The organism is Thermosynechococcus sp. (assembly GCF_046299635.1).
Taxonomy (GTDB): Bacteria; Cyanobacteriota; Cyanobacteriia; order Thermosynechococcales; family Thermosynechococcaceae; genus Thermosynechococcus.
This window is the reverse complement of sequence record NZ_JBKBHV010000004.1, coordinates 52,813-72,683: the sequence shown is the minus strand read 5'-3', so window position 1 is coordinate 72,683 and position 19,871 is coordinate 52,813. Positions and strand designations below refer to the sequence as shown.

24 protein-coding genes and 2 pseudogenes are annotated in these 19,871 nt (G+C 54.7%); 11 read left to right on the top strand and 15 right to left on the bottom strand.

The window, feature by feature from the left end; all coding sequences use genetic code 11:
- Positions 1–34 precede the first annotated feature (34 nt).
- The gene (mazG, locus tag ACK4IR_RS02745) at positions 35–1,153 is read left to right on the top strand and encodes a nucleoside triphosphate pyrophosphohydrolase (protein ID WP_409872376.1); all 1,119 of its coding nucleotides are present in this window, start codon (positions 35–37) and stop codon (positions 1,151–1,153) included.
- Here mazG and ACK4IR_RS02740 read toward each other — a convergent pair.
- The 3 genes from ACK4IR_RS02740 to trxA are packed head-to-tail and all read right to left on the bottom strand — an operon-like array spanning position 1,150 to position 3,461.
- On the bottom strand, positions 1,150–2,895 hold the full coding sequence (locus ACK4IR_RS02740; RefSeq protein ID WP_409872240.1) for an ABC transporter substrate-binding protein: 1,746 nt from the start codon (positions 2,893–2,895) through the stop codon (positions 1,150–1,152). The genes mazG and ACK4IR_RS02740 overlap by 4 nt on opposite strands.
- The gene (gene thiS, locus ACK4IR_RS02735; protein WP_409872237.1) at positions 2,895–3,116 is read right to left on the bottom strand and encodes a sulfur carrier protein ThiS; all 222 of its coding nucleotides are present in this window, start codon (positions 3,114–3,116) and stop codon (positions 2,895–2,897) included. The genes ACK4IR_RS02740 and thiS overlap by 1 nt, the downstream gene beginning before the upstream one ends.
- Before the next feature lie 21 nt (positions 3,117–3,137).
- Complete coding sequence (gene trxA / locus ACK4IR_RS02730) at positions 3,138–3,461, bottom strand: thioredoxin (RefSeq protein ID WP_409872234.1); 324 nt, start codon at positions 3,459–3,461, stop codon at positions 3,138–3,140.
- Positions 3,462–3,673: 212 nt separating this feature from the next.
- Between trxA and psaX the strand changes: the two genes are divergently transcribed.
- On the top strand, positions 3,674–3,784 hold the full coding sequence (gene psaX / locus ACK4IR_RS02725; RefSeq protein WP_081711791.1) for a photosystem I protein PsaX: 111 nt from the start codon (positions 3,674–3,676) through the stop codon (positions 3,782–3,784).
- 51 nt (positions 3,785–3,835) lie between these two features.
- Here the strand turns inward: psaX and ACK4IR_RS02720 are convergent.
- Both ACK4IR_RS02720 and ACK4IR_RS02715 read right to left on the bottom strand, forming a co-directional pair.
- Positions 3,836–4,202, bottom strand: a pseudogene (locus ACK4IR_RS02720) (YccF domain-containing protein).
- A 237-nt stretch (positions 4,203–4,439) separates the two neighbouring features.
- Positions 4,440–4,641: pseudogene (locus ACK4IR_RS02715) on the bottom strand (redoxin family protein); the annotation flags it as partial.
- Positions 4,642–4,709: 68 nt separating this feature from the next.
- On the opposite strand from ACK4IR_RS02715, the gene ACK4IR_RS02710 reads away from it, so the two are divergent.
- On the top strand, positions 4,710–6,527 hold the full coding sequence (locus ACK4IR_RS02710; protein WP_409872231.1) for an HMA2 domain-containing protein: 1,818 nt from the start codon (positions 4,710–4,712) through the stop codon (positions 6,525–6,527).
- Between the two features lie 18 nt (positions 6,528–6,545).
- Here the strand turns inward: ACK4IR_RS02710 and ACK4IR_RS02705 are convergent, their stop codons facing one another.
- On the bottom strand, positions 6,546–6,722 hold the full coding sequence (locus ACK4IR_RS02705; RefSeq protein ID WP_409872228.1) for a hypothetical protein: 177 nt from the start codon (positions 6,720–6,722) through the stop codon (positions 6,546–6,548).
- Positions 6,723–6,776: 54 nt separating this feature from the next.
- Between ACK4IR_RS02705 and ACK4IR_RS02700 the strand changes: the two genes are divergently transcribed.
- Both ACK4IR_RS02700 and ACK4IR_RS02695 read left to right on the top strand, forming a co-directional pair.
- Positions 6,777–6,917 (top strand): hypothetical protein, encoded by a 141-nt coding sequence (locus ACK4IR_RS02700; RefSeq protein WP_286668883.1) that lies wholly within the window; start codon positions 6,777–6,779, stop codon positions 6,915–6,917.
- Between the two features lie 199 nt (positions 6,918–7,116).
- A complete protein-coding gene (locus ACK4IR_RS02695; protein WP_409872225.1) occupies positions 7,117–8,280 on the top strand; it encodes a homospermidine biosynthesis protein in 1,164 nt (387 codons plus the stop codon).
- Here ACK4IR_RS02695 and ACK4IR_RS02690 read toward each other — a convergent pair.
- Together ACK4IR_RS02690 and ACK4IR_RS02685 are read right to left on the bottom strand one after the other, a co-directional pair.
- The gene (locus ACK4IR_RS02690; RefSeq protein ID WP_409872374.1) at positions 8,277–9,020 is read right to left on the bottom strand and encodes a metal ABC transporter ATP-binding protein; all 744 of its coding nucleotides are present in this window, start codon (positions 9,018–9,020) and stop codon (positions 8,277–8,279) included. The genes ACK4IR_RS02695 and ACK4IR_RS02690 overlap by 4 nt on opposite strands.
- Positions 9,020–9,958, bottom strand: a complete 939-nt coding sequence (locus tag ACK4IR_RS02685) for a metal ABC transporter substrate-binding protein (RefSeq protein WP_409872223.1) — start codon at positions 9,956–9,958, stop codon at positions 9,020–9,022. Before ACK4IR_RS02685 ends, ACK4IR_RS02690 begins: the two co-directional genes overlap by 1 nt.
- Before the next feature lie 70 nt (positions 9,959–10,028).
- Between ACK4IR_RS02685 and ACK4IR_RS02680 the strand changes: the two genes are divergently transcribed.
- The 4 genes from ACK4IR_RS02680 to ACK4IR_RS02665 are packed head-to-tail and all read left to right on the top strand — an operon-like array spanning position 10,029 to position 12,941.
- Positions 10,029–11,207, top strand: coding sequence for a peptidylprolyl isomerase (locus ACK4IR_RS02680; RefSeq protein WP_409872220.1), 1,179 nt, complete (start codon positions 10,029–10,031; stop codon positions 11,205–11,207).
- A gap of 38 nt (positions 11,208–11,245) precedes the next feature.
- Complete coding sequence (locus tag ACK4IR_RS02675; protein WP_409872217.1) at positions 11,246–11,716, top strand: pentapeptide repeat-containing protein; 471 nt, start codon at positions 11,246–11,248, stop codon at positions 11,714–11,716.
- A gap of 3 nt (positions 11,717–11,719) precedes the next feature.
- Entirely contained in the window at positions 11,720–11,872 is a 153-nt protein-coding gene (locus ACK4IR_RS02670) for a hypothetical protein (protein WP_409872215.1), read from the top strand.
- Positions 11,865–12,941: an Era-like GTP-binding protein gene (locus ACK4IR_RS02665; RefSeq protein ID WP_409872212.1), complete on the top strand. Its 1,077-nt coding sequence runs from the start codon at positions 11,865–11,867 to the stop codon at positions 12,939–12,941. Before ACK4IR_RS02670 ends, ACK4IR_RS02665 begins: the two co-directional genes overlap by 8 nt.
- Here ACK4IR_RS02665 and dcd read toward each other — a convergent pair.
- Genes dcd through petN form a run of 5 tightly spaced genes read right to left on the bottom strand, consistent with a single transcriptional unit; the run spans position 12,908 to position 15,953 of the window.
- Positions 12,908–13,489 (bottom strand): dCTP deaminase, encoded by a 582-nt coding sequence (dcd, locus tag ACK4IR_RS02660; RefSeq protein WP_409872210.1) that lies wholly within the window; start codon positions 13,487–13,489, stop codon positions 12,908–12,910. The two genes, ACK4IR_RS02665 and dcd, sit on opposite strands and share 34 nt — an antisense overlap.
- Before the next feature lie 53 nt (positions 13,490–13,542).
- Positions 13,543–13,878 (bottom strand): hypothetical protein, encoded by a 336-nt coding sequence (locus ACK4IR_RS02655; RefSeq protein WP_409872207.1) that lies wholly within the window; start codon positions 13,876–13,878, stop codon positions 13,543–13,545.
- Between the two features lie 57 nt (positions 13,879–13,935).
- Complete coding sequence (gene argS, locus ACK4IR_RS02650; RefSeq protein WP_409872204.1) at positions 13,936–15,690, bottom strand: arginine--tRNA ligase; 1,755 nt, start codon at positions 15,688–15,690, stop codon at positions 13,936–13,938.
- The gene (locus ACK4IR_RS02645; RefSeq protein ID WP_409872201.1) at positions 15,690–15,845 is read right to left on the bottom strand and encodes a hypothetical protein; all 156 of its coding nucleotides are present in this window, start codon (positions 15,843–15,845) and stop codon (positions 15,690–15,692) included. Before ACK4IR_RS02645 ends, argS begins: the two co-directional genes overlap by 1 nt.
- Positions 15,846–15,863: 18 nt before the next feature.
- Positions 15,864–15,953: a cytochrome b6-f complex subunit PetN gene (gene petN, locus ACK4IR_RS02640; RefSeq protein WP_011056671.1), complete on the bottom strand. Its 90-nt coding sequence runs from the start codon at positions 15,951–15,953 to the stop codon at positions 15,864–15,866.
- A gap of 94 nt (positions 15,954–16,047) precedes the next feature.
- Between petN and ACK4IR_RS02635 the strand changes: the two genes are divergently transcribed.
- Positions 16,048–16,515 carry an ankyrin repeat domain-containing protein gene (locus ACK4IR_RS02635; protein WP_409872199.1) on the top strand — a complete coding sequence of 156 codons (468 nt, stop codon included), beginning with the start codon at positions 16,048–16,050 and terminating at the stop codon, positions 16,513–16,515.
- Positions 16,512–18,296 (top strand): cyclic nucleotide-binding domain-containing protein, encoded by a 1,785-nt coding sequence (locus ACK4IR_RS02630; RefSeq protein WP_409872197.1) that lies wholly within the window; start codon positions 16,512–16,514, stop codon positions 18,294–18,296. The genes ACK4IR_RS02635 and ACK4IR_RS02630 overlap by 4 nt, the downstream gene beginning before the upstream one ends.
- Here ACK4IR_RS02630 and ACK4IR_RS02625 read toward each other — a convergent pair.
- Entirely contained in the window at positions 18,293–18,802 is a 510-nt protein-coding gene (locus ACK4IR_RS02625) for a cupin domain-containing protein (protein WP_409872194.1), read from the bottom strand. The two genes, ACK4IR_RS02630 and ACK4IR_RS02625, sit on opposite strands and share 4 nt — an antisense overlap.
- Entirely contained in the window at positions 18,783–19,760 is a 978-nt protein-coding gene (locus tag ACK4IR_RS02620; protein ID WP_409872193.1) for an RNA polymerase sigma factor, RpoD/SigA family, read from the bottom strand. The genes ACK4IR_RS02625 and ACK4IR_RS02620 overlap by 20 nt, the downstream gene beginning before the upstream one ends.
- Positions 19,761–19,871: the final 111 nt, after the last annotated feature.

Genomic DNA, 19,871 nt, shown 5'->3' with positions numbered 1-19,871 from the left:
TCAACAAATTGGCGATGATAGGCAAACAATCGTGATGCAGCATCCGGTGATTGCGCCTATGGCCATGCCCCTAACAGTTTTATCAGCAGCGACTGTTTTAGCGGAAGCAAAAGAATTGCCTCAGGGTGGCTTGATTACAGAGATTCCGACGCTGGCGATCGCCCACCGCTTGGCACAACATCTCCGCCACCACTGGCCTTTGGAAACACCCTTAACCCTCATTGACGGAGAACACTGTAGTACGAGCCTAACGCTTGGGGAATTAGCAGAACTCACGGAGGCAACCTGCCCGCTCCAACTGTATGTGCCACCTCCCCTACCGGCGGCCCTGATTCAATTTCAACGCCTAATTGACGTGGTTCGCGAACTGCGCCATCCTGAGCGGGGCTGTCCTTGGGATTTGCAGCAGACACCCACCAGCCTCATTCCCTATGTTCTTGAGGAGGCCTACGAAGTTGTCCATGCCCTGCAAGAGGGAGACACTGGGGCGATCGCCGAAGAACTAGGAGACCTGTTGCTGCAAGTGGTGCTCCAGAGTCAACTGGCTCAAGAAGCCAACCAATTTACCCTTGCCCAGGTCATTGAGGGGATTACCGATAAACTGATCCGTCGCCATCCCCATGTCTTTGGGAAGGTGGCCCTAACCACGGCGCAGGAGGTGCGCGACCAATGGGAGCGAATCAAGGCTGCCGAAAAGGGCGGTGAGGACTCCCTCCCCCTCAGTCAAAAACTGCAACGCTATGCCCGCACCCTGCCCCCCCTGATGGCGGGGATGAAAATCGGTGAGCGCGCCAGTCGCGCCGGTTTAGATTGGCCAAGCATTAGCGGCGTCTGGGAGAAATTTTACGAAGAACTGGCGGAGTTTCAGGAGGCGCTTCTGCAAGGGAATGCCGAGCAACAGGCTGCCGAGCTGGGGGACTTGCTTTTCAGTGTGATTAACCTTGCCCGCTGGTGCCAACTGGATCCTGTGAATGCCCTGCAACAAACCTATCAACGCTTTATTCAGCGCTTGGAGTGCATTGAGGCGGCCATTGACCGCCCCCTTGAGACCTACACCCTAGAGGAACTGGAAGCCCTCTGGCAACAGGCCAAGGTACAGTTGGCCACAGAAAGCAAGCCCACTGAACTTCCAACGCAGCCTGAAGAGGCCTAATCGGCGGTCATTTGCACCTTCAGTTCATCGAGGTTCCACAGGGCACCCCCCAGCGCCGTCGGATTTGCCCCCACCACATGATTGCGAAAGGCGGTCAGGGAAAGGGGATTCACCAAGTAGATAAAGGGGAGATACTCCTGAGCCAGTCGCTGCGCTTCGGCGTAGATCTGCTTGCGGCGTTCCGGATTGAGCTCCTGTGCCCCTTGGACATAGAGATCGCTGATGCGCTGCTCCCAGTCGGCGACAACGCGACCGGTAATTGGGGGTTGATTGGGGGCGGGTTGCTGATTGAATGTATGCAACAGGCCATCTACCCGCCAGATATTGGCACCGCTATTGGGTTCATTGCCCCCGCCGGTAAAACCGAGAATATGGGCTTCCCACTCTAGGGAATTGGAGAGGCGATCCACAAGGGTGCCAAAGGCCAAAAATTGCAGATCCACCTGCATCCCGATCGCCCCCAAGTCCTGCTGAATTTGGGTGGCAATGGCCTCACGGATTTTGTTACCGGCATTCGTGATTAGGGAAAAGCGAACGCGATTTCCCTTGGCGTCAAAGAGGCGTCCTTGCTCGTCGTAGCGGAAGCCGGCCGCTTGCAGGAGTGCCTTGGCTTTGGCCACATCGTAGCTGTAGGTGGGCAGTCCCTGCTCCGGGGAGAAGTAAAAGGGGCTTTGGACGGGAATCGTTGAATGTTGAGGTGCCCCTAAACCTTGGTAAATGTTGTTAATCATCCGCTGGCGATCGAGGGCATAGGCCACGGCTTGCCGAAAGCGGACATCGTTAAACCACGCGGACTTGACAGGATCCACCAGGGGTTTGCCATTGCGGCGACCGCGATTGAGATTAAAGCACAGAAAAAGGGTGTTGGCACTAGGGCCGCTGTTATAAATGCGAAACCGGCCGCGCTTTTCCTCGCGCTTGAGAAGCGCAAACATCTCCGGCGTAACGGTAAATAAATCCAAACCCCCGGAGCGAAATTGCAGCAGGGCGGTGTCGGTGGATTCCACAATCTGCCAAATGAAGCGTTCTAGATGGGGCAAGGGCGATCGCCAGTAGAAGAGATTGCGCCGAAAAATGAGCCGTTGGCCGTTGACATACCGCTCCATCACAAAAGGGCCGTTGCCGACAATTTGCCGCGGGTCGGTGTCGGTGCCCCACAGGGAGAGAAACTTCAACCGCCCTTGGCTATCCCGCTCGTGGACGGCTTTTCGGAGCACATGGGCAGGCAAAATTGGCAAGCCGGTAGTGCGTAAAAAAGGGGCAAAGGGTTCAGGCAGCTTAAAGGTCACTTGGCGATCGCCTTGGGCGGTCACCTGCGGCAGTAGCCCCTTCTGGCCAATGCGAAGAATATCGCGACTACTGGTGGGAATCTCGGGATTGAAATAGATCTCGTTGTAGGTGAACACCACATCCTCACTGGTGAGGGGCACCCCATCCGACCATTGCAAATTCGGCCTAAGTCGAAAGACAATCTCAAGGGTTTCAGGCTTGACTTCCCAAGCCTCGGCCAAGGCAGGCTCCAGCTCACCGGTGAGGCCGTTTTCCTGAACTAACCCTGTGTAGAGATACCCAAAGACGTTGGGAGATTCTTGACTGAGAGCGTAGTTAAAGGTTTTCGGGTCTGAGGTGACGGCGGTGACCAACTGGTTGCCACGGGGCGTCATCAGCCCAGCACAGCTTCCGAGGCTGAGGGTGCACAGACAAACCAGCAGCGCAATCAGAGGCCATCGCCAAGCGCGCATTAGCCGCCACCGACAATCGTGACAATCTCCAAGCGATCGCCCTCTTGGACATAGGTCGTTTGCCAAAACTGCCGGTGCAAAATCTCCCCATTGTATTCAATGGCAACTAAGCGGGGGTGAATGTTGAGCAGCTCACAGAGTTCTGGAATCGAGAGCGATCGCCTCAAGGTGTGAGGAGTGCCATTGACATGGATGACGATCGCTGGCTCAACAGGAACCATACCAGCAGAGGTAAGCCCAACCTACAGAAACTGCTCGAGGGTCGCTTCAATTTTTGTTTTTGGCACCGCGCCCACCAAAATATCTACCTTTTGGCCGCCCTTGAAAATCATCAGCGTCGGGATGCTACGAATACCGAAGTCGGTCGCCACCTTCGAGTTTTCGTCAGTATTCACCTTAACGACTTTTACTCTGCCTTGATATTCATTGGCAATTTCATCAACAACGGGCGCTACCATACGGCAGGGTCCACACCATGGTGCCCAAAAATCAACGAGTACAGGAATATCGCTATTTAATACTTCTTGCTCAAAAGTAGCATCGGTAACGGACAATGCACTGGACATAAACAGAACCCTTATAACGAATCAGCAGCCTTAAAAATATACTCTAGCAACCTTTGGGCTAACCTTGGGCTTCGGATTATTTTTGATTTTCCAGACCCTAGGCAGTCTAGCTCGCAGCTAGATTTGATTGCAGTATATCACGTTGCCCTCAGCATACAGGAGACTATCGGCGTATAATAAGGTAGCCGTTTCCAATTAAGAGGATGTCAACTATGGCAACAAAATCTGCAAAACCCACCTACGCTTTCCGCACCTTCTGGGCTGTGCTGCTGTTAGCCATTAACTTCTTAGTTGCCGCCTACTACTTTGGCATCCTCAAGTAGAACTTGAGAGTAAAGCACCGAGGGGGTCTCATAGCCCCCTGTCCTTAGGAATTACCTTAACTCGCGGCCAAAGGGAAGCAATCCGAGAATCATCAGCTTAAAGTGCTGCTGGGCAAAGGGCAGGCCAATGATCGTCACCGCCAAAAGCACCCCAAAATAGGTGATTGAGGGCAATACCCCAGCCCACCACTAAAAGCCACAGGATATTAAAAATCATTGCTAGGGTGCTGTTAGCATCAGGTGTTTCTACAATTTGCTTGCCAAAAGGCAATAGAGCACTCCAGCCCAGTTGAATCGTTTTAATCCCAAAGGGAATGCCAATGATCGTTAGGCACAGCGTTAGACCACCCAGCATATAGCCAATGCCCGTGAGGAAGCCGCCAAAAATCAGCCAAATGATATTGCCAAGAAAACTCATGATCTGCTGCTCCAAACCTTGTCTGAGTCCAGCCTAGCAAGTATCCAGTGCTATTTCGGTAGGGTAATGCGGAATCAGGGGGGGAGATAGTCATCCCCTAGGTAGTTACTGAGAATTGTGCTGGTGTTGCCATCCCGTAGTGCCAAGTAACTTGGTGACATGATCTCGATACCCGCTTCGTTGCAGGTATCTTGGAGGTTTTGATGCAATTCCGAGAGGATATAGCGCAGCTCCTTATTCGCGAAATAGGGGTGCCAATTCGTTATAGCCGGGGAGATGGGTTGAAGAACAGGTCGGCGTAAAAACACCGGGTAAAGCAAACACAACCACCGTTTTGCCATTGAACAGATCATTGGGTGGTCACATTGACCCATTGATCCCCTTCACGAGTGCGAAAAGTAACTTCGGGAACACGTTGTCTTTCACGGTTGGGTAGCATGGTGGAGTCCTCTACAGAACGTTACTCCCTAAAGTGTAGTCGTTATAACTTTGGTTTGTTAAGTCGCCATGGAACAGCAAATTGTTCATGCCACAACAGGACGAGTTCGCTTTCGCGTGCCCCGTGTGCAGTGGGATGCCAACTATGGGGAGTTATTGGTGCAGTTGCTGGAGTCCTTGGCGATCGTCGAGCAGGTGCGTCTCAATCCACAGGCAGCAACAGTGGTGGTACACTATCAACCCCATTTGCTCGATGAAGCGGCGGTCTATGAGCGGTTGAATCAGTGTTTTGAACAGGCGATGGTGGCCATGCCGCAGCTTTTTCCGGCCAGTGCGGCTCCTGCGGATGCGATCGCCCTCGAAGATTACGAAGCGCAAGTAGAGGCCGATGCTCGCCTTGAAACTGACTGGGAGCGCTTGGGATTGCCCTTGGTGGCCTTGGGGGTCTCGCTCCTCAGTGTGCCCTTGGAATTGCCTTTCGCGGTTGTCGGGGCAACGGTCTTGGCCAGTGCTTGGCCTTGGTTTCAGCGGGTGGGGCATCAGATACATCAGGGGCATCCCCCCAATGTGGATTTGCTCGATGGCCTCTGGATGGCATTGCATACCGTCAATGGCCAGTTCTTAGCGCCTGCATTGAAGACCACTCTAGTTGGGGCACGGGCAGATGTGCGCGATCGCCAGCGACGACACCAGTTGGATCGCTATCCCAGTGTCTTAATGGCGCATTATGAACACCTGACGGTGGAACGTCAAGGGCACTCCCTCACAATTGAAAGTCAGGAGTTGCAAACAGGGGATCTCCTGTGGTTGCAGCCGGGGGATGTTGTCCCTGCCGATGGCTGTGTTGTTGCAGGACTCGCTGAAGTGGAGCCTGCCCATTTTGAATCCTCCCGACAGGTGCGGGTCTGCCGCCCCGGCGATGCCCTCTATGCAGGCTGTCAAATTCTCACAGGACAAGTTCAACTGCGCGTGAGGCGCACCGGTTGGCAAACGCGCCTTGGTCTAATTACGAATCTGCTACACACTGAACCGGTCTATGACAGTCCCCTTGCCCACCAACAGGGGGAATTTGCCCGCCATGCGGTGCTGCCAACCCTTGCTCTCAGTGGTGCCCTCTGGTTGGCTACGGGTGCCTATGGGCCGGCGATCGCCCCCCTGCAATTTGACTTTGGCAGTGGTGTGCAACTGTCGCTGCGGACAGTGATGCTCTCAGCACAGGTCTTTGCCGTACAACAGGGAGTGTACTTACCCACCGCCGGGACGTTAGAGCAACTGGCACAAATAGAGAGCTTGGTGATTGATGCTCGCGCGGGTCTTCCCCAGCCCCAACAGGCACAACGATTGATTCAGCAATTGCGACAGCTTGGCCTTCATATCTATCTGCTTCAAGATCAAGGCACGCCCCTTGAGGGCACGACTGATCTCACCAGCGATCGCCTCGCTGATCTTCAGGCCTACCTCATGGCTAACCGGCGGCGGGTAGGGTGGATGAGCTTTGGTGAAACGTGCTCCTGTCCTGCACCCACATGGTTACCGATTCGCTGGCAGCCCCCCACCTTTGCCCCCAATGCCAAAGTGGTCATTCTCTTGGATGGCGACTGGTCTGCCCTTGGCCGTGGGATTGCCATTGCCCGTGATGCCCTAGAGCGTACCTATCAAAATGTGGCCTTGATTTCTCTGCCAAATTTAGCCGTTACCTTTGGTGCCATGTTTTTCGGCCTGCATCCTGTGGTCAATGTTGTGACCAACAACGCCACTGCCTTTGTGGCTGAGTTTTGGCATGGGAACTCACCCCAGTTTCGCACTGCCCTATTACCAACCGCGTCAACGACCATACCCCTGCAACCGCTGTCCCTAGAATCGCCCCAACTGGCAGTAGCCTCATAGAGCGAGGGTAGTAAGGGGTTAGTAACGCTGTTTCAAAAAGGTGAGAACCGACCAAAGCGCTGTAAACCAACTGGCAATGGCGAGGCTCAAGAAAATTCCCCCCGGCAGCATCGTCAGCCAACCGATGCCCCGCAAAACGTAGAGAATAACGAAGATACTAAAACAGGCAGCAAAAGCATAATAGGCGACGCGCACGGCAAATTGGGTAATGAAGTGTTATAGTGATCTCGTAATGTAAGGGTATGGGACTTGTCAACAGTGAAACAATTGACGTTGATGGGTTATCCCAACATCACCACTTGGTATCTCGAAATGGGGTTGCGCCAGCGGCGAGCAGCCATCCCTGCACTTTCGGTTGTGGATAATTGCGAAGGGCCGAGTATGAGCTGATCGGCCTGCAAGTGTTCACCCCTCTGTGAACTGGGTCGATCAGAAGTGTTGAGCGTGTTAAACACGGTTACTTCACTTCAAGTTTTTCACAACTAAAGATCACTAGACACCCCTCAGCGGGTTAAACAATGCTGTGGTTAGGGAAGTTCCCGACTGCGCGGTGGTGCCTGCTGTGGAATTCGCTTGCGAGGAACGACCGATGTCTGCATTTGCTACCCCCATTACCCCTGCACCGATTCCCGACAATATCAGCTTAGCAGAACTTATTGATAAATACTTTACGGCCTACAACTCGGCACGCTTGCGGGAAATCTGCCAACTTCTGAGCCAACGGGTCTTCCAGCCAGAAGTGACGGTTGGCCTGAGCCTCTCAGGGGCGATGACCCCCACGGGGTTGGGTATCTCCGCCTTGGCGCCCTTAGTGCGGGCTGGCTTTGTGGATTACATCATTAGCACCGGCGCAAACCTCTACCACGATATTCACTATGCCCTCGGCCTGCATCTCTATGCGGCGCATCCCTTTGTGGATGATGTACAACTGCGCAAAGAAAGCAAAATTCGCATCTATGACATTATCTTTGACTATGATGTGCTCCTTGAAACCGATGCCTTTTTGCGGCAGGTGCTGCGCAGTGAAACGTTCCAACGCCGCATGGGCACCGCTGAGTTTCACTACCACCTAGGGCGCTATGTGCGGGAACTGGAAGTGCAGCGGGGACAACCCTATTCCTGTCTGTTGGCCACGGCCTACGAGTGCGGTGTACCCATTTATACCTCTTCTCCCGGCGATAGCTCCATTGGCATGAATGTGGCGGCGATCGCCCTAGAAGGCTCGAAACTGATTCTTGACCCTGCCATTGATGTCAATGAAACCGCGGCCATTGCCTACTTTGCCCGGGAAGCCGCCGCGGGGAAGGGCAAGAGCGCCGCTCTCATTATTGGTGGGGGGAGTCCGAAAAACTTCCTGCTGCAAACCCAGCCGCAAATCCATGAAGTCTTGGGACTAGAGGAACGGGGGCACGATTACTTTATTCAAATTACCGATGCCCGTCCGGATACCGGTGGCCTCTCAGGCGCCGTGCCCAGTGAAGCCGTCAGTTGGGGCAAGGTGGATCCCCAAGGACTGCGCGATACCGTGGTCTGCTATACCGATAGCACGATCGCCCTGCCCATCCTCACCGCCTACTGCCTCAATCGCTGCCAACCCCGTCCCCTGAAGCGGCTCTACGATCGCCGCCAAGAAATGGTGGAACGCCTGCAGCAGCTCTACCTACAAGCGCAACTTCAGCACAAGGTCAAAGAGCTACCTCCAGAAGTGCCTGTGGCCACCTATCCCTGTGGTACCCCCATTCGTTGGGGCTAGTCACAACGGCGGGGGATGCCGAGGGATCCCTCGAAGGCGCGGGCAAGATTTTCAGGGGTAAAGACCTCGGCGGTGCGGCCATAGGCCAAGATGCTGCGGTTCACCAGCACCACCTGATCACAAAAGGTGGTCACCGAGGCAAGATCGTGGGTGGCAATCAGAATCGTATGCCCTTTCTGCTGCTCCGCCATCAGCAGATCGATCATCAGTTTCTCCGTTTTCACGTCCACCCCGGCAAAGGGTTCATCCAAGAGCAACACCTGGGCTTCTTGGGCAAAGGCGCGGGCCAGGAACATCCGTTTCTTTTGGCCGCCGGAGAGTTCGCCGATCTGACGGTGGCGCAACGGCCACAGTCCCACTTGCTCTAGACTTTCGCGTACCCGCCGGCGATCGCCCGCTTGGGGTTGACGCAGCCAGTTCATTTTGCCGTAGCGCCCCATCATCACCACATCCCACACCCGCAGGGGAAACTGCCAATCCACCTCCTCACTTTGGGGCACATAGGCCACAAGGGACTGCCGTTGCACCTGCCGTTGCGGTAAGCCATGAATGCGCACCTGCCCGCGGATCGGTTTGACAAACCCCATGATGGCCTTAAAAAGAGTGGATTTGCCGGCACCATTCATCCCCACCACACCACAGAGGGTGCCTGCAGGCAGTTGCAGCGTTGCGCCATGGAGGGCGACATGGCGATGATAGGCCACCGTCACATCTTGTAAATCAATGGCAGGGCTAGAAATCACGGCGCTGTCCTCCCGGTGAGACCGTGAATGAGGGTGTGGAGGTTGTACTTGAGCAGGTCAAGGTAGGTGGGGGCAGGGCCGGTGGGGGGAGAGAGGGAATCCACGTAGAAAATGCCGCCAAAGGCAGCGCCGGACTCCCGTGCCACCTGTTGTTGGGGAGCGGCATTGACGGTACTTTCACAAAAGACAGCGGGAATCTGTTGCCGCCGCACAATCTCAATTACCCGCGCCATTTGGCGGGGCGTCCCCTCCTGATCGGCATTGACCGGCCAGAGAGACACTTCCTGGAGGGCGTAGTCCCGCGCCAAGTAGGAGAAGGCACCTTCACAGGTGACGAGGTAGCGTTTGTTGGCCGGGAGGGCGGCCAGGGCTTGACGTAGCTTCTGATCAAGGGCACGAATTTGGGCTTGGTAGGCTGCGGCGTTGGCGGCATAGATCTCGGCGCCGGCAGGATCGAGGTCTGTGAGCGCTTTGCGAATGTTCTCCACATAAATGAGGGCATTTTGGGGCGACATCCAGGCATGGGGGTTGGGTTGTCCGCGGTAGGTAGCCTCTTGAATGGGAATCGGGGTAATCCCTTCTGTGAGCGTGACGCGGGGGACATTGGGCAGACTGGGGTAGAAGCGATCGCCCCAGCGTTCCAGGCCAAGACCGTTTTCTAAAATCAGGGCAGCTTCCTGCGCCCGCACAAGGTCACGGGGAGTAAACTCATAGCCGTGGACTTCGGCACCGGGTTTCATCAGCGACTCCACCCGCAGGCGATCGCCCGCCACCTGCTGCGCCATATCCGCCAGCACCGTAAACGTAGTGAGCACGAGCGGACGTTTCTCCCTCTGGATTTGGGTTTGGCGGGTCTGTTGGCGATTCTGCGGGGCAAGGGCTGCACAGCTGCCCAACAGGAGCACGCCCACCACTAACCAACTCAGACCCCGCATGATTAGCAATCTTTCATAATCCTTTCATTTTTTCACCCTAACACAGGAGGCACAGAAAAATGAAAGAAAAATGAAATGCCTCCCCTTGGAGGGCGATCGCGCCGTCCGATACACTGAGGGGAGACGGTCATGGGAAGAAACGGTGAAACGACGCAAACGCTGGCTTGCTCTTCTGGTGATATTCCTTCTCTGGTTGGGTACATTCCTGCTGCCGCCGCTGGCGATCGCGCTGCCCACTGAACAGCCCTTAATTGCTGCCCTACCCCAAGGAAATGCCATTACCGATTCCAAAGCGCTGCTCCGTTGGGCCTTACCGATTGACAATCCAACGGTACGAGAACTGCAAAAGGACTTGGAACAAATCTCCTTTTGGGTGCGGGGCAAGCAGTGGTCAAAAATTGCCAACAACGTCAGTAGGGCCAAAGCCATTGTTCGCGATCGCGCCGATGAACTGCTCAAAAGTATTCCTGCCGAGAAAGAGGCAGCAGCAAAAGCCCTTTTAGCGGAGCTAGAGACTGCCCTTGATACCCTCCAAGAAGCTGCCAAAAACAAAGATCGCAGCCAACTCTTGCCTGCCAAAGCGGCGGCTCTCGACAAAGTAGGGGACTTAGAGGCCATGATGGTTCAAAACTTTAGCTACACGCCTCCCAAGGGCTATGAGCATCTGCCGCGATTGCTGGGTCGTGCCACCGTGGAAATGGTAACCACCAAGGGCAACCTCACAATTGTTGTGGATGGCTACAGTGCGCCCCTCACGGCGGGCAACTTTGTGGACTTAGTGCAACGCCACTTCTACGATGGCCTGCCCTTTACCCGTGCCGAGGAATCCTACGTGCTGCAAGCGGGCGATCCACCGGGGCCGGAGGTGGGCTTTATTGATCCCAAAACCAACCAGTACCGCGCCATTCCCCTTGAAATTCTGGTGGAGGGCGACAAGTATCCCCTCTATGGCATTACCCTTGAGGAGGCAGGGCGTTACCTAGAACATCCTGTGCTTCCCTTTTCCGCCTATGGCACCGTTGCCTTGGCCCGTCCCAGTGATGATCCCAATGGGGGGTCGTCGCAGTTTTTCTTTTTGCTCTTTGAACCGGAACTGACCCCCGCCGGGCTCAATCTGTTAGACGGTCGCTATGCCGTCTTTGGCTATGTCGTAGAGGGACAAGAAACACTGCGGCAGCTGCGTCAAGGGGATAAGATCCTCTCCGCTCAGGTGGTGGAGGGCCTTGAAAATTTGGTGCAGCCTGCGTAGGTTAGGATGTTCGGAATAGACACCGTTGAGAGTGTACAATGATAGTCAAGGTTACCCCTGCTCTTTTCCTACTCCTGATCGCTGCCCCGGCTTGGGCTGCCGATCCTGCCCATTTAGAGCAACTGCGGCGCACGGGCAACTGTCCCAACTGCGACCTCAGCTATGCACGATTGCGGGGACGGAATCTTCAGGGTGCCGATTTGCGGGGAGCAAACCTCAATGCCGCCGATTTGCGCGGTGCCAACCTCAGGGGTGCCAACCTCAGGGAGGCCGTTCTCAATAATGCGGATCTCACAAAGGCCAATCTGACCAACACCAATCTTACAGGGGCAAGTTTGCTGATCACCCGTTTGGATGGCGCCATTCTCGTGGGGGCACAGTTGGTGGATGCGGTGCTGGGGGGGCGCGATCGCCTAGCACGGGTGCAGACGTTGCAAGAGGCCACCTTGCCCAATGGTCAAAAAGCCTTCTTTTTAGAGTTTTTAGAAGAACTGACCCGCCCTCGCTAGCCGATGGAAATTGCGATCGCCAGCTTTATCATCCTCTTCCTGCTCAGCGAAGCCGTATTGCACCTCCGGCAGTGGGTGATTCCCTTACCGGTTGTCTTAATGGCTGCGGTTGCTTTAGTGGTGGCCTCCAACTGGTCACTCTTTCGCCGTGAATAACTCCTCCATTTTAAGCGTCACCGCCCACTGTTTAGAGGAACTCTTGGCGTGGCATCAGCGGCACCACCCGCAATGGAGTGCCCACTGGCAACCCCTGTATGAGCTGCGCGATCGCCTCCACCAGAGCGCATGGCACATTGTTGTCCTCGGTCAAGTGAGTCGGGGTAAGTCCGCCCTGTTGAATGCCCTCTATGGCGAAGCGATTTTTCCCGTGGGCGCCGTTCATGGTACGACGCAATGGCCGCGTACGGTTCGCTGGCACTGTCAGGATCAAATCGTCGATCTCACCGATACCCCCGGCTTGGATGAAGTGGCCGGTAGCGATCGGGAAAGGATGACATGGAGCGCTGTTGAGACGGCCGATCTGGTTCTTTTTGTCACCCAAGACAGTCTCACCCCTGTCGAATGCCAAGCCCGCGATCGCCTGAACACCCTTGGGATTTCCTACAAGCTGATTCTCACCAAGGCGGATCTCTACCCGCCCATGGCTGAAGGGATTGCGGTGAGCAGCACCACAGGGCAGGGAATTGCAGAACTGCGACAGCTTCTCCAACAGTGGTTACAACAGGAGGCTCCCCAGGCGCGTGCCCGTCGCATTCTCCACCAAGCCAGTCAAGTGGAACAGAACCTCGGAGCGGCTTTAGGGACGCAAGACACCTCCGCATGGTCGTGGTTGGCCGCCCAGATGGTGGGGAGCCTGCTGCTGCCGGGGGGATTTTTCGATGTGGTGCTGGCGATGATCAGTACCCTCGCCTATATCCGCAAAGCGTGCCAAGCCTACGCTGTTCCCTTCCCCCTGCCTGCTTTTGCAAGTCTCAGTCAATTTGTCTTGCTTTGGTATGCGGCAATTTATCTCTCCAGTTGGCAAGGCTTGACCTTCGGCAGTGAACTCTGGGGGGTGAGTACCACTGTCTTCCTACAGGGGGGAGTGATCTTCTGGGGTTATCAACAAATTCGCCGCCGCCTAGACCCCTATCTTCAGCAGGGCTATCAATGGGGACACCATGGGCCACAACGACTGTTACAGCAACTGACTCAAACCCGTGCCAATGTAACGGCCTCCGGCTGATCTTGGTACTTGCCGCGCCGTGTTTCGTAACTCACATCACAGGGTTCGCCCTCAAAAAAGAGCAATTGCACAACTCCCTCATTGGCATAGATGCGACAGTCGGCACTAGAAGAATTCGAGAATTCTAAGGTCAGGTGGCCACGCCAGCCCGCTTCTGCCGGTGTCAGGTTGGCAATAATCCCCGCGCGGGCATAGGAGCTTTTCCCAATACACAGCACCGTCACATTTTCCGGTACCTGGAGGCGTTCTAGGGCGACCCCAAGGCCATAGGAATGGGCAGGCAAAATGAAAAAGGCGCCATTGGCATCCTCATGAAGGGGGGCAGACTCCAAATTTGCCGGGTTAAAGTTCTTGGGATCCACCACCGTCCCCGGCACATGGCGAAAGATCCGAAACTCCTTGGAGCTGAGGCGAATATCGTAACCATAGGAAGAAAGACCAAAACTAATCACCGGCTGCTCAGACACCCGCCGCACAAGGGTAGGTTCAAAGGGCTGAATCATACCTTGAGCCGCCATGGCTCGAATCCAAATATCATTTTTGATCATTGCGCTGCTGCGATCGCACAAACCATCAATGTATATTACAGCCCTTTTTACCACTATAAATGCTTTGCTTCCCGCTGCCCCCAGCGATAGCCCAGTTCAAAGCAAATTAGGGAATTGACAAGATAAATGCCAACTATGGTTAACCGCTGCCATATTTGACTCACCTCTGGCCAAAGCCACGGCACAAGACCCAAGCCAACAGCGAGGCTAACAAAGAAACCGAGACCCGTCCCTGCTGCCATTACCAACATAATAAACAAACCACCCAGTTCTAGGCGGCTGGGCAACTCACGGCGAAATAACCAAAAGTAAAACTGCATGAGGTAGATATGCGGCCAGATCAGCAGGAAGATAACCGCAAGTAAGAGCTTGGAGAATAGGCCTCCCACCCTCTAGAAACTCCCAGAAACAAGAGTGGTGTTGCGCCCCAGTATAGCAAGCAGGCTCTAAATCCGATCCAAAACCCGAATTCCTAGGAGGGATAGCCCCAGCTTCAGGGTTTGAGCCGTGAGATAGGCGAGAGTTAGACGGGATTGTTTCGTCGGCTCGGCAGCCGAGAGGATAGGGCAGCGATCGTAAAATTGGTTGAAAAGTTGGCTTAGTTCAAAGAGGTATTGACAGAGGCGGTTGGTCAACAGCTCCGCGCCCACCAGATCTAAGGTTTCCTCCAGTTGCACCAGGTGCTTGGCAAGGTTCTGCTCGGTCTCATCCTCTAGGAGCAAGGCCGTCTCCGATGAAAGCATGCGCCAATCAATGTCCCCCCGGCGGGTGAGTCCCTGAACACGGACATAAGCATAGAGCAGGTAAGGAGCGGTGTTCCCCTGTAGGGAGAGCATCTTGTCGTAGCTAAAGATGTAGTTGCTGTTGCGGTTTTGGCTGAGATCGGCATACTTGACGGCACCGATACCGATCGCCCGTGCCACGGTGTCAATGAATTCCGGAGACTCGGTGCGCCCCTCGGTGGCAAGGCGTTGTTCTAAATCCGCACGACTGCGGGCGATCGCCTCCATGAGCAAATCCATGAGCCGAATCGTTTCCCCGGCGCGGGTTCTGAGCCGTTTACCATCTTCGCCGAGCACCAAGCCAAAGGGGACATGGGTCAACGTGACATGCTCAGGCACCCAACCCGCGCGCCGTGCCACTTGAAACACTTGGGCAAAGTGGCTGGACTGCCCCACATCGGTGACGTAGATAATCCAATCCGCCCGATCCTTTTCGATCCGATAGCGCAGGGCAGCTAAATCGGTGGTTGCGTAGTTGTAGCCACCATCGGACTTCTGAACAATCAACGGTTGAGGCTGCCCCTCTTTGTTGGTAAAGCCCTCGAGAAAGACAACTTTTGCCCCCTGATCTTCTACGAGGAGGCCAGCTGCCGCTAAGTCCTCAATCACCGCCGGCAAAAAGGGGTTGTAGAAGGATTCCCCCCGCTCGGTGAGCTGAACATCCAGCAGATCGTAGATCTTTTGAAACTCGCGGCGGGATTGCTCACACAGCAGGTGCCATGCGCGGCGACTGTGTTCTTCCCCCTGCTGGAGGGCCACCACTTGCTGGCGGGCTTTTTGCTGAAAGTCGGGATCAGTATCAAAGCGTTGCTTGGCCTTTTTGTAGAATGTCACCAAGTCCCCCAAATCAAGGGCATTGGCGGTGGTAAGGGCATCGGGATACACCTCGTCGAGGTAGGCAATGAGCATGCCAAACTGTGTTCCCCAGTCCCCCACATGGTTGAGCCGCAGCACCTCGTGTCCCCGAAATTCCAGAATGCGGGCAATACAGTCCCCAATAATTGTGGAGCGCAGGTGACCCACGTGCATTTCCTTGGCAATGTTGGGGCTGGAAAAATCAACCACGACCCGTTGTGGCTTTTGTGTCTTGGGAATACCTAGGCGATCGCTCCCCAGCGCCGCTTGCAGGCTGCGCGCCAAAAAGTCTGGTTTGAGACGAAAATTGAGAAACCCCGGCCCGGCAATTTCCACGGGTTGACAAATATCTGCAACGTTGAGATGGGATACCACTTCTTGGGCAAGCTCCCGCGGCGCTTTACCGACCTGCTTGGCAAGCGTCAGACACACGTTCGATTGATAATCGCCAAACTTGGCTTGACTGGCCGGCAGCAGCAGGGGCTGAGGGTAGGTTTCTAAGGGCAGAACCGTTTGCAGGGCACAGAGGAGGCGATCGCCCAAAAGCTTCAGAGGAGCTACCATTACCGTTTGCGTCTCCGTCGTTGTTCTTTTTGCTCCGCTTGCAGACGCCGGCGATCGCGCCACTCCGCAAAGGTAAGATAGCCAATGCCACCCGTCACCACAATGAGCAGCAGCAAGGCCACCAGAACCAGAAGATCGGCCAGTGAAACGGTCATCGCTCCAGCCCTAGATGGCTACATGCCGTGGCGACCCCAGACCACAAAGGCAATTGAGAGCGTAAAGACACTGAGGACACCCACCCAACCGAGCGTGATAATATCCATTGCATACAATCCTGAACTCAATGCAAGCCTCATTTTAACGCAGATAGATTATCTTTTCTTTATAAGAGGCAGGGTACAGGGAATGACGCAGGGGATGACAGCAATTGAAATCGCCATTGCACAAGGAGATCTGACCGCTGTCCAAGAGGCGATCGCCGGCGGTACCGAGATTACAACCGAAGCGCTGGCCTTAGCGGCAGAACTAGGGCACACCGAAATTGTCCATGCCCTGATTGCCGCAGGGGTTAATGTCAACCAAGGGGATAGTGAGGGTTGGACCCCCTTGATGGCCGCCGCCGGCGGCGGGCACACCGCCATAGTTGAGAAACTGCTAGCTGCAGGTGCCAATGTCAATGCTCAAACGGCCTTTGGTCTTACGCCTCTAATGGCCGCAGCGGCCAAGGGACAAACGGCTACGGTCAAACAACTGATTGCCGCAGGTGCAGATCTCAACGCCAAGGATCAGAATTCCTGGACGGCTTTGGTGTGGGCGCTGGATGGGAAACATGCCGACGTAGTGGCAGTCATTAAAGCCGCTCGCGCACAATCTTTGGGACCATGATTAAGTATCTCAGTCTATTTTTAGCAACAGCCCCTGCAGGTCTTCTCATTGCTCAACTGGCGCGAACTCAACGGCTGCGGGTTGCGTTCATTGAAGCTGCTCAAATTGTGGGGATTGTCGGCATTGCAATCCTCACCGACTGGCTTCTGCTGAAACTGGGGATTCATCAACTGCAACAGCGGCTTGACCAAAAAGCCAGCCAACAATCTCAGCCATGGCTCTCCCTAGGCACTAGCCTATTGCGCCTGACACTGCGAATTTTGCTCTGGTCACTTGTTTTATCTTGGATTCTCCAATCTGTTCAAAGTCTTTCCCCTTGGCATGAGCGCATTGACGGCACGATTCAGTTTCTTCTCCAGCGGGTGGCAGTGGTGTTTAACACTCCCTTTATGGAGTTGGGGCGCACCAAAGTTACCCTGAACTTTCTCTTTTTAATCCTCTTTCTATCCCTTGCGGTGATTTTTATCTCCCGCTGGGTGAGTGAGTGGCTCAAGCGTCGGATTCTCATGCAGTTACGGGTAGATCGGGGTAGCCAAGAAACCATCACCCGTGTGGTTAGCTACAGCTTGAGTTTTATTGGCTTTATTATCGTCCTGCAAACCGCAGGCATTGACCTCAGTTCCCTCACGGTGCTAGCGGGGGTCTTGGGGATCGGTTTTGGTTTTGGTTTGCAAACCCTCGCCAGTAACTTTATTAGTGGTCTAGCGATTCTACTGGAACATCCGATCAAAGTTGGAGATTTTATTGAAGTGGATGGCCTGCTGGGCACGGTGGAGAAAATCTCAATTCGCGCCACGATTATCCGCACCAACGATAGCCAGTACGTAATTGTCCCCAACAACCGCTTTATTGAAAAAAATGTCGTCAACTGGAGCTACGGTAGCCCCGATAGCCGCATCCATATCCCCGTGAGTGTTGCCTACGGCAGTGATACGGTTCTCGTCACCGAAGCGCTCCTCAGTGCTGCCCGTCAGGATCCGCGCGTCCTACTGACCCCACCCCCCAGTGTTTGGTTTCGCGGCTTTGGCGAGCATGCCTACCTTTTTGAACTCTTGGTGTGGATTAACCGCCCCCAAGATTCTGAACCCATTAAAAGCGCGCTTAATTTTCTGATTGAGCAGGAGTTACGGCAGCGGCAGATTGAAGTGCCCTTTCCCCAGTTGGATTTGCGGTTGCGCGACTTGGGAGAACTGCGTTCCTTGGCTCATTATTACCACCGTTCTGTGGCTAGTGTACCTGAAAGCTTAGCAGTGACTGAGCCGGCGGCTCCCAAAAGGGCCAAAACCGAACCCTCTCTTGCTGATTTATTACGCAATATCAGTTGTTTTTCCCGTTGCTCCAATGCGGAATTGCAAATGCTCATTGAGTTGGGCAATCGCCAATTTTACGGTGTGGGGGAAATTATCTGCCGTGAGGGGGATCCGGGGGATGCCTTTTACATCGTCCTTGAGGGTTCTGTCGAAGTCCGCTCTGAGCACCTAAATCAGATTTTAGCCACCCTCTATGAGGGGGAGTTTTTTGGTGAAATTGCCGTACTTACGGGGATGCCGCGCTCAGCGACAGTGCGGGCGCTAGAAGAAACGACGCTGTTTGTGGTACACCGCTCGGCAGTACAGCGACTCTTGCAAGCCCAACCCCAATTGGCGGAAGATATTGCCCATGAGTTAGCGGCACGGCAGCAGGTACTGCAAGAACTTGGTCTAGTGAACTCCCAAGAAATCAAAAATCTGCCCCCCCTACATTGGATTCGTCGCCGCCTGCGAACACTTTTTAATGTTTAGGGCGTCAAGTGTTCAATCAATCGCTGGTGTTGGGGAAACTGCTGCTGCAACTGCTGGCGATCGCCCAATTCAAAATCACGAAAGTCAAATCCCGGTGCCACCGTACAGCCCACAAGACTAAAACTGTCTGGCGCATTCACTGTTGCCCCAAACCATGCACCGGCCGGTACCACCTGCTGCAATTGCTCCCCCTGCTCCACATTGATCCCCAAGCACAGGGGTTGATACTCCCCCGTCGGTAAAATCACATGAATTGTCAGGCTACTGCCCATGTAAAAGTGCCACAGTTCATCGCTAGCAATGCGGTGCAGTCGCGAACAGGCCGTGGAGGGAAGCAGGAAGTAAATGCTTGTACAGTAGGCGCGATCGCCCCCCCGAAATCCTGAGGGCAAGACCGCTTGTGGAATACTCCTCGCTGAGCGATAGACCTCGCGGAAATAGCCCCCCTCCGGATGGGGCTGTAGATCCAGCGCCTCAATCCACGCCTTAGCTGGCCAAGTATTCATACAGCTGCTGGCGCCGCCGCCGCAGGTGATCAAGGGCTTGGCGTTCCAGTTGCCGCACCCGCTCTCGACTCAGGTTGAGTTGCTCACCCACCTTGGCAAGGGACAGCTCTTGGCCATCCCCCAAGCCGTAGCGCAGGGTGAGCACTTGCCGTTGTTGTGGGGTGAGTTCTGCCAGCCACAGGTTGACATCATCCCGTAGAGACTCCACTGTAGTAAATTGCTCAGGCGAAAGACTGTCATCCTCGAGCAGTTCACCGAGTTCAGTGTCCTGATTATCCCCGACCCGCAGGTCAAGGGAAACGGGTTGGCGAGCAAGGGTCAGGTATTCGCGAATTTGCTCCGGTTCGAGTTCTAGCGCGGCTGCCACCTCGGCAGGAGTCGCACTCCGTCCCAGTTTTTGCGCCAGTTCGCGTTGGGTGCGTTTGATCTTGTTGAGCTTCTCGGTGATGTGAATGGGCAGCCGAATCGTCCGCGCCTGTTGGGCGATCGCCCGCGTAATGGCTTGCCGAATCCACCAGTAGGCATAGGTCGAGAATTTGTAGCCTCGCGTGGGATCGAACTTTTCCACCCCCCGTTCCAGACCGAGGGTGCCCTCTTGCACCAAGTCCAGCAATTCAAGGTTGCGTTTTTGATACTTCTTGGCCACCGAAACCACCAGCCGCAGGTTGGCTTCAATCATTTTTTGCTTGGCGCGTTCGCCGCGCTTGATAAGATTGCGTAATTCCGTTGGAGTCAGGTTACAGGCAGCCGCCCATTCTTCAAAAGTTGGTTCACATCCTATTTCTTTGGTTAGGGCCTCGCGTTTTTCCCGCAGTGCCATCATTTGCTGTACTTGTTTACCCAGAATAATCTCCTGTTCATGGGTTAGCAGCGGTACACGACCAATTTCCTGTAGGTAGGTGCGCACCATGTCGGTGCTAACCGTAGGGGATGGGGTCTTGGAAGCGGAGTTCATCATAGCGGCACAGATTCTAAACAGTATTTGGCAAGAAGGAATGTAGATAAAAGTTTTATGGAGATGAAGGTGGCGACTCGCACTGACAAAGCTGAGGTTTGTATAGCGTTAGCC